Origin of the sequence: uncultured Tenacibaculum sp. (assembly GCF_947504135.1) — a bacterium.
Taxonomy (GTDB): domain Bacteria; phylum Bacteroidota; class Bacteroidia; order Flavobacteriales; family Flavobacteriaceae; genus Polaribacter.
This window is the reverse complement of sequence record NZ_CANNGG010000004.1, coordinates 181,490-195,765: the sequence shown is the minus strand read 5'-3', so window position 1 is coordinate 195,765 and position 14,276 is coordinate 181,490. Positions and strand designations below refer to the sequence as shown.

General features: G+C 31.7%; 12 protein-coding genes. 10 read left to right on the top strand and 2 right to left on the bottom strand.

Going from position 1 to position 14,276, the window contains the following annotated elements; genetic code table 11:
- Window positions 1–4 precede the first annotated feature (4 nt).
- The 10 genes from ribD (at window position 5) to Q0663_RS09820 (ending at window position 11,177) form a co-directional block, all read left to right on the top strand.
- Window positions 5–1,054 carry a bifunctional diaminohydroxyphosphoribosylaminopyrimidine deaminase/5-amino-6-(5-phosphoribosylamino)uracil reductase RibD gene (ribD, locus tag Q0663_RS09865; RefSeq protein ID WP_299010249.1) on the top strand — a complete coding sequence of 350 codons (1,050 nt, stop codon included), beginning with the start codon at window positions 5–7 and terminating at the stop codon, window positions 1,052–1,054.
- Window positions 1,047–1,658, top strand: coding sequence for an HAD-IA family hydrolase (locus tag Q0663_RS09860; protein ID WP_299010246.1), 612 nt, complete (start codon window positions 1,047–1,049; stop codon window positions 1,656–1,658). Before ribD ends, Q0663_RS09860 begins: the two co-directional genes overlap by 8 nt.
- 53 nt (window positions 1,659–1,711) lie before the next feature.
- Window positions 1,712–2,518 carry an EamA family transporter gene (locus Q0663_RS09855; protein ID WP_366140441.1) on the top strand — a complete coding sequence of 269 codons (807 nt, stop codon included), beginning with the start codon at window positions 1,712–1,714 and terminating at the stop codon, window positions 2,516–2,518.
- Complete coding sequence (locus Q0663_RS09850; RefSeq protein ID WP_299010241.1) at window positions 2,518–3,132, top strand: YigZ family protein; 615 nt, start codon at window positions 2,518–2,520, stop codon at window positions 3,130–3,132. Before Q0663_RS09855 ends, Q0663_RS09850 begins: the two co-directional genes overlap by 1 nt.
- 32 nt (window positions 3,133–3,164) lie before the next feature.
- Complete coding sequence (locus tag Q0663_RS09845; protein WP_299010240.1) at window positions 3,165–4,505, top strand: hypothetical protein; 1,341 nt, start codon at window positions 3,165–3,167, stop codon at window positions 4,503–4,505.
- 182 nt (window positions 4,506–4,687) lie between these two features.
- The gene (rpsA, locus tag Q0663_RS09840; RefSeq protein ID WP_299010238.1) at window positions 4,688–6,439 is read left to right on the top strand and encodes a 30S ribosomal protein S1; all 1,752 of its coding nucleotides are present in this window, start codon (window positions 4,688–4,690) and stop codon (window positions 6,437–6,439) included.
- Between the two features lie 135 nt (window positions 6,440–6,574).
- Complete coding sequence (gene glmM, locus Q0663_RS09835; RefSeq protein ID WP_299010235.1) at window positions 6,575–7,969, top strand: phosphoglucosamine mutase; 1,395 nt, start codon at window positions 6,575–6,577, stop codon at window positions 7,967–7,969.
- A 123-nt stretch (window positions 7,970–8,092) separates the two neighbouring features.
- A complete protein-coding gene (locus Q0663_RS09830; protein WP_299010232.1) occupies window positions 8,093–9,559 on the top strand; it encodes an aminotransferase class V-fold PLP-dependent enzyme in 1,467 nt (488 codons plus the stop codon).
- A 1-nt stretch (window position 9,560) separates the two neighbouring features.
- Window positions 9,561–10,616 carry a M14 family zinc carboxypeptidase gene (locus Q0663_RS09825; RefSeq protein ID WP_299010229.1) on the top strand — a complete coding sequence of 352 codons (1,056 nt, stop codon included), beginning with the start codon at window positions 9,561–9,563 and terminating at the stop codon, window positions 10,614–10,616.
- 81 nt (window positions 10,617–10,697) lie between these two features.
- Window positions 10,698–11,177, top strand: a complete 480-nt coding sequence (locus Q0663_RS09820; protein ID WP_299010226.1) for a winged helix-turn-helix transcriptional regulator — start codon at window positions 10,698–10,700, stop codon at window positions 11,175–11,177.
- A gap of 65 nt (window positions 11,178–11,242) precedes the next feature.
- Here Q0663_RS09820 and Q0663_RS09815 read toward each other — a convergent pair whose 3' ends face one another.
- A complete protein-coding gene (locus Q0663_RS09815; RefSeq protein ID WP_366140440.1) occupies window positions 11,243–11,944 on the bottom strand; it encodes a pseudouridine synthase in 702 nt (233 codons plus the stop codon).
- Complete coding sequence (locus Q0663_RS09810) at window positions 11,937–13,139, bottom strand: multidrug effflux MFS transporter (protein WP_299010224.1); 1,203 nt, start codon at window positions 13,137–13,139, stop codon at window positions 11,937–11,939. Before Q0663_RS09810 ends, Q0663_RS09815 begins: the two co-directional genes overlap by 8 nt.
- Window positions 13,140–14,276 lie beyond the last annotated feature (1,137 nt).

Genomic DNA, 14,276 nt, shown 5'->3' with positions numbered 1-14,276 from the left:
CAATTTGAACCACAAAAAATACATACAACGTTGCTTACAATTAGCTAAAAACGGCATTGGTACAACACGTCCCAATCCATCTGTTGGCGCTGTAATTGTTCATGATAATAAAATTATTGGTGAAGGATTTACATCACCTTATGGCGGTCCTCATGCAGAAGTCAACGCTATCAATTCTGTGCAAAATCAAGAATTATTAAAAGAAGCTACTATTTATGTTACACTAGAACCTTGCTCTCATCACGGAAAAACACCACCGTGTGCTGATTTGATCATAAAAAAAAGAATTCCTAATATAGTAATAGGTAGTGTAGACACCAATAGTTTAGTAGCAGGTAAAGGTATTGAACGTCTTAAAAAAGCAGGAAGAAATGTAATAGTTGGTGTTTGTGAAGAAGCTTGTAAAGAACATCATAAACGTTTTTTTACAGTTCAAAACAAAAAGCGCCCGTATATTATCTTAAAATGGGCAGAAACCAAGGATGGATTTATAGCTCCTTTGACCAAAGATGAGCAAAAACCTGTGTGGATTTCAAACGCTTATTCTCAACAGTTAGTTCATAAATGGCGAAGTGAAGAGCATGCCATTTTAGTAGGAACCAATACGGTGATAGCTGATAATCCATCATTAACTGTTCGTAGTTGGTTTGGAAATAACCCTGTGAGAATTGTTATTGATAAAAACTTACGAATTCCTTCAGAAACGACTGTTCTAGATGGAAACGTTAAAACGATTGTTCTTGTTGATAGAAAAGAGAGAAGAGAAACGAGAAAAGAGAAACAAGAAGTTTTTTACGAAGAAATAGACTTTTCTTCTAAAGTAGCGGAGCAAATTTGCGATGTATTGCATAAACATCAACTACAATCGGTAATTATTGAAGGAGGTGCGCACACCTTGCAAACATTTATCGAAGCTAATTTATGGGATGAAGCCAGAGTTTTCATAGGCGATGTAAACTTTGGAGCAGGAGTGAAGCACCCTGTTTTCAATGCGAAACTTTCTTCCGAAGAAAAAATAACTAACGACCTATTAAGAATATATAAGAATGATTAAAAACATCATTTTTGATTTTGGTGATGTATTCATCAATTTAGATAAAGAAGCAACATACAAAGAACTGGCAAATCTTGGAGTTACTGAGATTAGTGAAGAAATGATGCAACAATACTATCAGTATGAAATGGGATTAATTTCTACGGATGATTTTATTGATTTTTTCTACAATAAATTCAATATTCCTAAAGAAAAATTAATCTACTCTTGGAATGCTATTTTGTTAGATTTCCCGAAACATCGCTTAGATTTTTTGAAGAAACTTGCTGCAACGAATGATTACCGATTGTTTTTATTAAGTAACACAAACGATATGCATATTTCTTGGATTCAAAACGATTGGGGAGAAGAGCTTTATAATGAATTTAAAAGTTGTTTTGAACAGTTTTACTTATCGCACGAAATCAATCTAAGAAAACCAAATACTAACATTTTTGAGTTTGTTTTAAACGAAAATAATTTACAAGCTTCTGAAACTATTTTTATAGACGATACCCAAGAAAACACCAATGCTGCACAACAGTTAGGTATTCATGTGTGGAATAATTGTCCGAAAACAGAAGATGTGGTAGATTTACTAAAAAGAAAGGAGTTTATAGCGTGATATTTTTAATTTTCAGTGTTTTTATAACAAGTTTACTCTTTGTAATCTTTAAATTGTTTGATGTTTACAAAGTAAATACATTTCAAGCCATTGTTTTAAACTATGCGGTAGCATTATGCTTCGGCTTTGTGCATTCAGAAATTTCACTTTCTGTAACAGAAATTCCACAACAACCTTGGTTTTTAGGAGCTACCCTCTTAGGTTTCTTATTTATTACCGTATTTCTTGTAATGGGAATCACAGCTCAAAAAAATGGGCTTTCTGTTGCTTCTATAGCAGGAAAAATGTCGGTCGTAATTCCTGTTGTTTTAGGAATTTTCCTCTACAATGAAAGTATTGATTTTGTAAAATTTATCGGGATTATACTTGCGCTGGTAGCAGTGTATTTATCTTCAGCAAAAAGTGATACTGCTCCTGTAAAATTTAAAAACTTATTGTTTCCTATGTTACTCTTTTTAGGGTCTGGAAGCATCGATACTTTGTTGAAGTACACAGAGGATACCTATGTTTCTAAAGGAGCCGTACCCATGTTTTTATCTACCATTTTTGGTTGTGCCTTACTTTTTGGAATCTTCTTTAGTTTACTACAATTTGTCAACAAGAAGGTTAAGTTAGAATGGAAAACACTTGTTGGAGGAATTGCACTGGGAGTTCCTAATTATTATTCGATGGAATTTTTACTAAAAGCATTACAAACAAAAGGACTTGAAAGCGCTACTATTTTTACTATTAACAATGTTTCGGTAGTCGTTTTAACAACGGTATTTGCCCTGTTGTTTTTTAAAGAAAAGCTCGTTAAAAAGAATTGGATTGGTATTGGACTTGCCATAATTAGTATTTTATTAGTAGTTTCGGCGTGATGAATGAGATAAAAGACACTTATAAAACCATTACAAAACCTTCTGAGGAAACCTTGTTTAAAGACCGAAACAGTAAGTTTTTCGGCTATGCGTTTCCTGTTTTTTCTGAAGAGGATATTAAAGAACGATTAGAAGAACTTCGCAAACAGCACCATACAGCGCGTCATCATTGTTATGCATGGCAGTTAGGAACTGAAAACATCCGTTTTCGTGCCAATGACGACGGTGAACCTAGCAACTCTGCAGGCCAACCAATTTACGGACAAATACAATCTTTTGATGTAACTAATATTTTAATTGTTTCAGTACGTTATTTTGGCGGAACTAAATTGGGAGTAGGAGGATTGATTAATGCCTATCGTACTTCTGCGCAATTGGCTTTAGAAGCTTCAGAAATTGTAGAAAAAACTATTGATATTCATTATAAGCTGAAATTTGGTTACGATATGATGAACAAAGTACAACGTATCATTAAAGAACGAAACTTAGACATCATCAATCAAAAACTAGAGTTAGACTGCGAATACACTATTTCAGTACGAAAAAAAGAAGCCGAAAATATTTTTGAAATTTTTGACAATTTCTTTAAGGTGGAGGTTAAATTAGTAGATTAAACACTAACAGAGGCTTTGAAAAAATGAAGTTAATGAAAAAAAATATTATCATCCTCTTTTTAATGGTTTTACCCATTAAGTGCATAAAAGCTCAAAACTTTTTGTACAATACTGAACAGTTTGGTATACGAGGATCTATGTTAGGAGGTGCTATAGCTGCTGGAGCAGATGATGAAAGTATGACTTTTTATAACCCTGCAGGAATACACAAAGTTCCTTCTCAAGTAAGTATATCTCTATTTCAGCCTGTAATTCGTAGCTTTGGTTTTAATAGCTTTTGGGGAGCAAGGGAAAGCAGCGAAATAAATACTAATTATGGACTAAAACCTTCTCTTATATCTTTTAAATTTAATTTAAAAAATATTGAATTAGCATTTATTAAAATAACTAAAAGCGAGTTAACAGATTTTTTTAATGCAAAAAGAGAAACCACAAACAGTAACCTTTTAAATACACAGTACTTTGAATATGAATACAAAGGCGAAGATGATTGGTTTGGAGTTGGAACAAGTTTTAAATTAACACCAAATATTTACCTAGGTATTAGTCAGTTTCTAAGTATTTCTAACTTTGAATATAGAAAAAAAGTATTTTTAGAAGAACTAAATACAGCTAATAACACTTCTAATAGCTACTTTAACTCTGAACAAACTAGCAGTTATGATAACACAGGTTTTATAACAAAAATAGGTTTTTTATACGATACTAATAAACACGACTTTGGTTTTACAATAACTACTCCAAAGTATTTGAGAATTTTAAAAGATGGATACTATACAGGAGAATTAACCAGAATAGATAGTGACCATAGTTTAGGCAGGCAAATTGTAGATAATGATATATCTCCAGAGATACGAACTCCTTGGGAGTTTTCTATCGGATATAGTTTTCTAGTAAATAAAAATAGTAAATTATGGTTAAGTACCAGTTATCACACTGGAATATCTGATTATAAAGTCGCAAATATAAAATCCGGAAACTCAGCTTTTTCCTGGGTCAATGGTAATAAATCGGTTATTAACTTTGGAGTAGGGTATTCACATCAAATAAGTCCAACATTAGAATTATCAGGAGGTTTTAGAACAAATAATTTAGCCTACGAAAACAAAAAGGTTTCATTAACAAAATTGAGAAACACTATTTTAGATGGAAATCAGATACACTTTGTAATTGGAACTAAATTTAAATTCAAAAGACACGACGTGCTTTTAGGGTTAGACTGGGGTGTTATTTATGATACTCCAAACAAAACTAGCTTTGAATATTTACAAGATATTGCTGAATTATCTCCAAATTTGAATGGGCTCACCAAACAAAATATAACTATTCTATTAACATATAGGTTTATTATAGATGAACTAATAAAGCTATAACATATCTTAACTTACTTAAGCTCAAAACATTTTAGGTTACTTCAATAATTATTCGTAAATTTGCACGCCTTTTTACGAGTACAGATTTAAAAAAGGTTTAATTTTTTTTATAAAGTTTAATTTCTCTTGGCGTTAGCATCGTTAAAAATCTGGTTAACAAAAAGATACAAATTATTTTCAGAATGTCTGAAACAAAAGTAAACCCACAAGATTTTTTAGCTGACTTTGATTGGCACAAGTACGAACAAGGTATTGAAGCTGTAGATGAGGCTAAATTAAAAGAATTTGAAACTGCGTTAGAAGGAACTGTAGGTTTCGTTAACGAGCGTGACGTAATTGAAGGTGAAGTAGTACGTATTACTGATCGTGATGCTATTATCGACATCAACTCTAAATCAGAAGGAGTAATTTCGTTAAACGAGTTCCGTTATAACCCAAATTTAGCAGTGGGTGACAAAGTAGAAGTATTAGTTGACAAAAGAGAAGATTCATCTGGTCAATTAGTATTATCTCACAAAAAAGCACGTGTAATCAAAGCTTGGGATCGTGTTAACAACGCACACGAAACTGGTGAAATCGTTAACGGTTTTGTTAAGTGTAGAACTCGTGGAGGTATGATCGTTGATGTATTTGGTATTGAAGCTTTCTTACCAGGTTCTCAAATCGATGTGAAGCCTATCCGTGACTACGATCAATACGTAGAGAAAACTATGGAATTCAAAGTTGTTAAAATCAACCACGAATTTAAGAACGTAGTAGTATCTCACAAAGCGTTAATCGAAGCTGATTTAGAAGATCAAAAACGTGAAATTATCGGTCAATTAGAAAAAGGACAAGTATTAGAAGGAGTTGTTAAAAACGTAACTTCTTACGGTGTATTTGTTGACTTAGGAGGTGTTGACGGATTAATTCACATTACTGATTTATCTTGGTCTCGTATCAACCACCCGAACGAAGTTGTTGAATTAGATCAAAAATTAAACGTTGTAATCTTAGACTTTGATGATAACAAGTCTAGAATTCAATTAGGTTTAAAACAATTATCTGCTCACCCATGGGAAGCTTTAAACTCTGATTTAAAAGTTGGTGATAAAGTAAAAGGTAAAGTAGTTGTTTTAGCTGATTATGGTGCATTTGTAGAGGTTGAAGAAGGAGTAGAAGGATTAATCCACGTTTCTGAAATGTCATGGTCAACTCACTTACGTTCTGCGCAAGATTTCGTAAAAGTTGGTGATGAAGTAGAAGCTCAAATCTTAACATTAGATCGCGAAGAGCGTAAAATGTCTTTAGGTATGAAGCAATTACACCCAGATCCATGGACTGATATCACTACTAAATACCCAGTAGGTTCTAAACACACTGGTACGGTACGTAACTACACTAACTTTGGTGTATTCGTAGAGTTAGAAGAAGGTATCGATGGATTAGTATATATCTCTGATTTATCTTGGACTAAGAAAATTAAGCACCCATCAGATTTCGTAACTGTTGGTGATCAATTAGAAGTACAAGTATTAGAATTAGACGTAGAAAACCGTAAGTTAAACTTAGGTCACAAGCAAACTCAAGATAACCCTTGGGATGCTCATGAAGCTACGTATGCTATCGGGTCTATGCACGAAGGTACTATTAAAGAGAAAAATGATAAAGGTGCAACTGTAGTATTTGCTGACGGAATTGAAGCTTTCGCTCCAACTCGTTTCTTAGAAAAAGAAGACGGTGGTAAATTAGCTAAAGGTGACGAAGCTAAATTCCAAGTAACTGAGTTTAGTAAAGAATACCGTAGAATTGTTGTTTCTCACACTTCTATCTTTAGAGAAGAAGAGCAAAAGAACATTAAAGCTGCTGCTGCTAAGGCTCAAGAAGTAGAAAAAACTACTTTAGGAGACATCGGTGGATTAGCTGAGTTAAAGAAGAAAATGGAAGGAAAATAATCCTAACAACTTCTTAAAAATTATAAACCGTTAAGCTGTAAAGCTTAGCGGTTTTTTTGTTTCCATTATAAAATTCGTAATTCATAATTCTTAACTCGTAAATCAATATATTTGCTCATCAATTAAAAAATTAATATGACACTTATAAAATCTATATCAGGTATTAGAGGTACCATAGGCGGAAATACAGGTGATAATTTAACTCCAATTGATGCGGTAAAATTTGCGGCAGCATACGGAACATTTATTAAAAAGAAAAACGCAGAAAAAGAAAAAATAACCATTGTTGTTGGTAGAGATGCTCGTATTTCGGGCAAAATGATAAGTAATTTAGTAGCCAATACCTTAGTTGGTTTAGGAATAGATGTTATCGATTTAGGATTGTCAACTACACCAACGGTGGAAGTTGCCGTTCCTTTAGAAAAAGCTGACGGTGGTATTATTTTAACTGCCTCACACAATCCAAAACAATGGAATGCCTTAAAATTGTTGAATGAAAAAGGAGAGTTTTTAAATGGTGAAGACGGAGCAGAGATTTTAAAAATTGCTGAAAACGATGCAACCATTGAGTTCGCTGAAGTAGACGATTTAGGATCATACAGAAAAAAGAAAAACTATATTAAAAAACACATTAAAGAAGTTTTAAAACTTGATTTAGTTGATACAAAAGCCATTAAAAAAGCGAAATTTAAAGTTGTTGTAGATGGTGTGAATTCTACAGGAGGAATCGCAATTCCTGCTTTATTAAAAGAATTAGGTGTAAAGTGTATCGAGTTGTACTGTGAGCCTAACGGACACTTTCCACACAATCCAGAGCCTTTAAAAGAACATTTAACAGATATTTCTGAATTGGTTGTAAAGAAAAAAGCCGATTTTGGTATTGTGGTTGATCCTGATGTAGATCGTTTAGCCTTAATTTCTGAGGATGGTTCTATGTTCGGTGAAGAATATACCTTAGTTGCTTGTGCCGATTATGTTTTAGGTCAATTAAATGGTGGAAATACCGTTTCTAATTTATCATCTTCAAGAGCATTACGTGATGTTACCGAAAAACATGGAGGAACTTACACTGCAAGTGCAGTAGGAGAGGTAAACGTAGTACAAATGATGAAAGACACCAACACCGTTATTGGAGGAGAAGGAAATGGAGGTATTATTTATCCAGCATCTCACTACGGACGTGATTCATTAGTTGGTGTAGCGTTATTTTTATCACACTTAGCACATAAAAAAATGTCTTGTAAAGAGCTAAGAGATTCATATCCTAGTTATTTTATGAGTAAAAATAAAATCCAGTTAACACCACAAATTGATGTTGATAAGATTTTAGAAACTATGGCTACCAACTATAAAAACGAAGACGTAAACACGATTGATGGTGTAAAAATTGATTTTGCTGAAGAGTGGGTGCACCTACGTAAGTCAAACACTGAGCCTATCATCAGAATTTATACAGAAAGTACTAGTCAGGAAAATGCAGATGCTTTAGCTGAAAGAGTTATTTCTGAAATAAAAGAAATAATAGCGTAAAGAACTTAAAAATTGTGAGCTTCTAACAAAATGTTATAAATACGTTAATATTATAATTATTTTAGACTACCTAATAGCATACTAGTAATTTTATCACCAAACAAACAACTCAGATTTTAAACTATGGATTTAGAACAGTATTTTGATAAGTTCAGAAAAAATATTGTAGGAATAGACCAAAATTTTCAAACACCTTATGGTGAAAAAAAAATGGTATATACCGATTGGACTGCTAGTGGAAGGTTATACAGGCCTATCGAAGAGCAACTTTTACATAAATTCGGCCCTTTTGTAGCAAACACACATACAGAAACTTCTACTTCAGGAGCTGCTATGACACTTGCATATCATGAAGCCCGTAATATTATAAAACGCCATGTAAATGCTTCTGCTGATGATGTTTTGATAACTGAAGGCTCTGGTATGACGGGGGTTGTAAATAAATTTCAACGTATTTTAGGACTTAAAGTATCTGAAAACCTTAAAGAAAACACCCAAGTTCCTGATGAAAAAAGACCTATTGTTTTTGTTAGTCATATGGAACATCACTCAAACCAAACTTCTTGGATTGAAACTATTGCCGATGTAGAAGTTGTACCATGTAATAATGAAGGTTTAGTGTGTTTAGATAAGTTTGAAGAAACTATAAAAAAGTACTTAGATAGACCTATTAAAATAGCTTCGATTGTAGCAGGTTCTAACGTTACAGGTATTAAAACCGATTATCATAAAGTAGCTTCTTTAATTCATAAGTATGGAGGTTTATGCTTTGTAGACTTTGCTTGCTCTGCACCGTATGTTGATATTGACATGCATCCAGAAAAAGAAGATGAATACTTAGATGCTATTTTCTTTTCTCCACACAAATTTTTAGGAGGACCAGGTACTTCAGGTGTGTTAATTTTTAACAAGAAGCTATACAAAAATATGGTACCTGATAATCCAGGTGGAGGAACTGTTAGTTATACAAACCCTTGGGGGCAACATGATTATTTTGATGATGTTGAAACTCGTGAGGATGGAGGTACACCTGCTTTTTTACAAACGATAAAAATAGCATTGTGTATTCAAGTAAAAGACCAAATGGGTACCGACAAAATTAAAGAACGTGAAGATGAAATAAATCCGATCATTTTTAATTGTTTAGAAAATCTAGAGGGAGTTCAAATTTTGGCTCCAAACCATAAAGATCGCTTAAGTATTTTTTCTTTTTACTTTGAAAAATACCATTTTAACTTAGTCGTTAAATTATTAAACGATCGTTTCGGTATTCAAACCAGAGGAGGTTGCTCATGTGCTGGAACCTACGGACACTTTTTATTAAATGTAGATCAAACTAAATCTAATGAAATTAAAGGACAAATTTTAGAAGGTTGTAATACTGAAAAACCAGGTTGGGTACGTTTATCTGTACACCCAACTATTACAAACGAAGAAGTACAATTTGTTTGTGATTCGTTAAAATCGTTAGCTGAAAATATTGAAGAATGGTCAAAAGACTATGAGTACGATATGGGTAAAAACGATTATGTACATAAAACTGTTGAACCTATTGAAAAACAGCTAGTAGCTGATTGGTTTTCATTATAATATGTCACACATTAGTAGCTCTTTTTTAGAAGAAAACTATTTAAAAATTAAAGAAGACTCTATATCTGGAAGGTGGATTACCCTAACAGATATAGAGCCTTTGTATTTTGACTTACAAAATTCTAAAATTGAAACGAAAATAATTGGTGAATCAGAGCAGCAGAGAGCTATTTATCAGTTGAAATTTGGAACAGGAGAAAAGAAAATTCTTGTTTGGAGCCAGATGCACGGTAATGAAAGTACTGGAACCAAAGCTGTTTTCGATTTTTTAAACTTTATTCAACGTTTTCCAGACCATGAAATTACGCAGGCAATTGTAAACAATTGTAGTATTACTATCGTTCCTATGCTAAATCCTGATGGAGCACAAGCCTATACACGTGTCAATGCTAATAATGTTGATTTAAATAGAGACGCTGTTGAGTTACAAGCGAAAGAAAGTAAGTTATTACGTAAAATTTTAGAAGAAGTTAATCCGCAGTTTTGCTTCAACTTACACGATCAAAGAACCATTTTTGGTGTTGAAGGAACTAAAAACCCAGCAACAATATCGTTTTTGGCTCCATCAGAAGAAGAAACACGTAAAATTACAGAAGGAAGAAAAGAAACTATGAATGTCATTGTAGCAATGAATAAATTGTTACAGGAAATCATACCTAATCATATTGGTCGTTATACGGACGAATTTTATCCAACCGCTACAGGAGACAATTTTCAAAAGTTAGGACACAATACAATACTAATTGAAGCAGGACATTTTCCTGATGATTATGATAGGGAAGAGGTAAGAAAGTATAATTTCTATGCATTATTACAAGGAATTTATCATATTTCAATAAATATTGACTTTACTTCTTATCAAGAATATTTAGCTATTCCTAACAATATCAAGAATTTCTATGACGTTATTTATCGCTCAAAAAATAATGAAAAAGATGTTGCTTTTCAGTATGTAGAAACTATAGAAAATGGTAAATTTGCACTAGTTTTAACAAAAGAAAAAGAAGGAAATTTATCTTCATATTTAGCCCATAAAGAATTCATAAAAAAGAGTTAAAAATTTACATTTCCTTAAGGAAAAATTATATTTTTTTATAAAAAAACTATATTTTAGCAATATTACTTGAAGAAAACAAAAATGAAGAAGTTCATACTAGATGAAATAGATCATCAAATTTTAGACATTTTAATTGAAAACGCCCGTACACCTTTTACAGACATTGCAAAAAAGCTATTAGTATCTGCTGGTACTATCCACGTCCGTGTTAAAAAAATGGAAGACGAAGGTATTATTCAAGGATCAACATTAACCTTGAACTATGAAAAAATGGGATATTCGTTCATTGCTCATGTAGGAATATTTTTAGATAAAACATCTATGACCCAACATGTACTAGACAATTTACGTTTAATACCAAATGTTACAGTTGCTTATGTAACAGCAGGAAAGTACAATATTTTCTGTAAAGTTCGTGCCAAAAATACTGCAGATGCAAAAGATATTATTTATAAAATAGATGAAATTCATGGAGTTAATAGAACTGAAACTATGATTGCTCTTGAGGAAAGTATTAACGATAAAAAGCGTTTAATGCACGCTATTTTCCAAGATATTTAATTTTATCAACAGTTTTTACTGAAGCAAAGGGTAACGAAATTCGTTACCCTTTTTTATTTTATCTATTACCAATCAAATTTTTCAAAAACAGTATTCCAGTCTTTAGGAAATTCAGCTATAATTTCCAGTTTTTTATTCGAGTAAGGATGAATAAACTCTAAAGATCGAGCATGTAAAAAGAGGTTTTCACAATTGAAATTTTCAAGAAACATCATATTATGATTCTTATCTCCGTATTTAGGATCACCAATCAAAGGGTGACTAATTTTATTCATGTGAATACGCAACTGATGTAATCTACCTGTTTTAGGCATTAATTTCACCAAACTATATCTTGAAGTATCATAAGGTTTTACAGGAATATTTACTGTAACCGTTTTTATAGTACTTAAATGTGTTTCTGCATCTTTATGCACGTTGGCGTCTCTTCCTTTTACTGGAGAGTCTATAATTTTAGTTTCAGGAGCATGACCTCTAACAACTCCATAATACGTTTTTTGTATTTCATTATTAGTAAACAGTTCTTGAAACTTAGCTACAAACTTTGTTTCCTTAGAAAGTAATATAATTCCAGATGTTTTTCTATCAAGACGATGAATTGGATACATTTTTTGATTGAATTGCTGTTGAATTATTTGTAACAAAGAATCTTCATCAGCAACATTTCTAGAATGATGCGCATGATGTACAACTACATTATTAGGTTTTGATACGCACAACACATATTCATCTTCATAAATAACATCTAGCTTCATTATACTATTCATTTACTGGTTTTAATTTGGTGAAGTTTAAAAGGAGTAAAGATAACGCACCACATATAAAAAAACCTATAAAAAGTGGGAGAGTAGTGGTTTCAACATATTTTCCTATAAATGTAGCAATTGGTACTGCCATAATGGTAGATACAAATCCGTTAATTGCAGCTCCAATTCCAGCAATATGTCCAACAGGTTGCATTGCTAATGCTCGAAGATTTCCAAATAAAAATCCGATAGAGAAAAACTGTAGTGCAAAGAAGATTAATAATACTGCAATACTTGGATTTTCCTTTTGATAAAATAATGTTATATAAATGATGGGAACAATTGAAAACATAATTAAAAAGAATGAAACGAGTTTATGCATTCCAAACTTCATAACAAATGAACCGTTTAAAAAGGTAGCAAAACCAACAGAAATGGCTAAACCAGCAAAAATATATGGAAATTCGTCTACCAATAAATATTGCTCTTGAAAAATTTGCTGTGAAGCACTTAAATATACCATAAACGACCCTGTAATAAAACCAGATATAAGTGTGAAAATTACAGCTTGTTTATATTTTATAAATTCTTTAAAACCATCTAAAAATAAACGAAATGCAAACTTAATTCTGTTTTCTTCTTGAAGAGTTTCTGGCTGACGCTTCCATAGCCAAAACATAACTACGACACCAAATATTAATTGACTATAAAATATAGATTTCCATCCATAAGCATCCAACATTAACTTACCAATAGCAGGAGCTACAACAGGAACTAAAATAAAAATCACCACAATAAACGACATAATTTTAGCCATGTAGTTTCCACTAAAACTATCTCTAACCATGGCAATACTAATTGTTCTAGGAGCAGAGAGTCCTATTCCTTGTAAGACTCTTCCTAAAACCATCATTTCTATGTTTGTAGCACTAACACAAATAAAGCTAGCAATAACAAAAAGTATAAAACCACCATAAATAACAGGCTTTCTTCCTAAACTATCAGAAATTGGCCCAGAAATTAATTGCCCAAAGCCTAGTCCTAAAAAAATCATTGTTACTAATAATTGACTATCGTGCGACCCTTGTTGAACTCGAATACTAATACCTATTTGTTCTAAAGCTGGGAGTAATGCATCTATTGATAAAGCTACTAATGACATTAGAGAAGCCATTAAAGCAATGAATTCTAATTTCGATTGATTATTTTTTTGCATTAGGCAAAAATACTGCCTTTATTTTAGTTAGAAGTATGGATAAAAGTTAAAAAAGGCTGCTTTTTTAACAGCCTTAAACAAACAATACTATAAACTATATATGTCTAATAAAAAAGACGCTGCCAAGAATAAAATGTAGTGAAACAAAAAAATGTAATAAAGTGAAGGGGCTTTTTATTCAGAACAGCGTCATATACTATATACATCTTACAATATATGAAACAGTTATAATTAAAATAACCCTACTTTTTGTTAAAAAAATATTATAGATATTATTAATAATTAAATAAAAAAATAAAGAGTAAACAAGGGTGAATTATATTTACCCTTGTTTATAAAAAAACTAAGATCTAGATTTTTTATGTTCTCCTTGTAATGCCGGAGAATCTCCTAGGTAGGTAAAGATCTCCTGCTAATTCTACTCAAAATGACGCGAATGTCACACTATTTTATCCTGCTTTTAAATTGTTCATCGTTTTTCTTTTTTAGTCGATATTGTGTTATTTGTTATACTTTTTTGCTCTTGATTATGCTTATAGCAACTGTACAGCTATAGAATTAATTACAATGTAAATTTATAGCCGTATTATCCTACAATACTTATACATTTTGGTATCAGACATACACATTTTGGTTAAAACAATTTATTGTAAGAAGAAATTTCTCAGGGTATTAATGGTTAAATAATTCAGCATCTATTTTACATAATATTAATTATAGTACATTTTGAATTATGTAAGTAGAATGACGAAGTGTTTTTTATTTATTTGTAGATATGTTTTATAGTATCAAAAAATTTGCTACAGTCTTTTTACGACATTGTAATTTTATTCATATCCACATGTAGATAACCTGTAACAATCTTTTTTATAAATATTTAATATTCGTTGAAGTTTCTGAAACATATAAACATTTCGTTTGTATGAGATACGTAAAATTAAGAAAATATTTGTTACGACTATAAACTTGTTGAAATCTATAGCTTATTTTGTCTAAACTTTTTGAATTATATTTTTAAATATTATGTTAAATATAATTCTTATATCTCCGTCTAAAAACTATTTTCTTCTCAAAAAAATAATAGAGCAATCATTCATCTAGATAAAAATGAGCAACTTAAAGGTTTGTCATTTATAG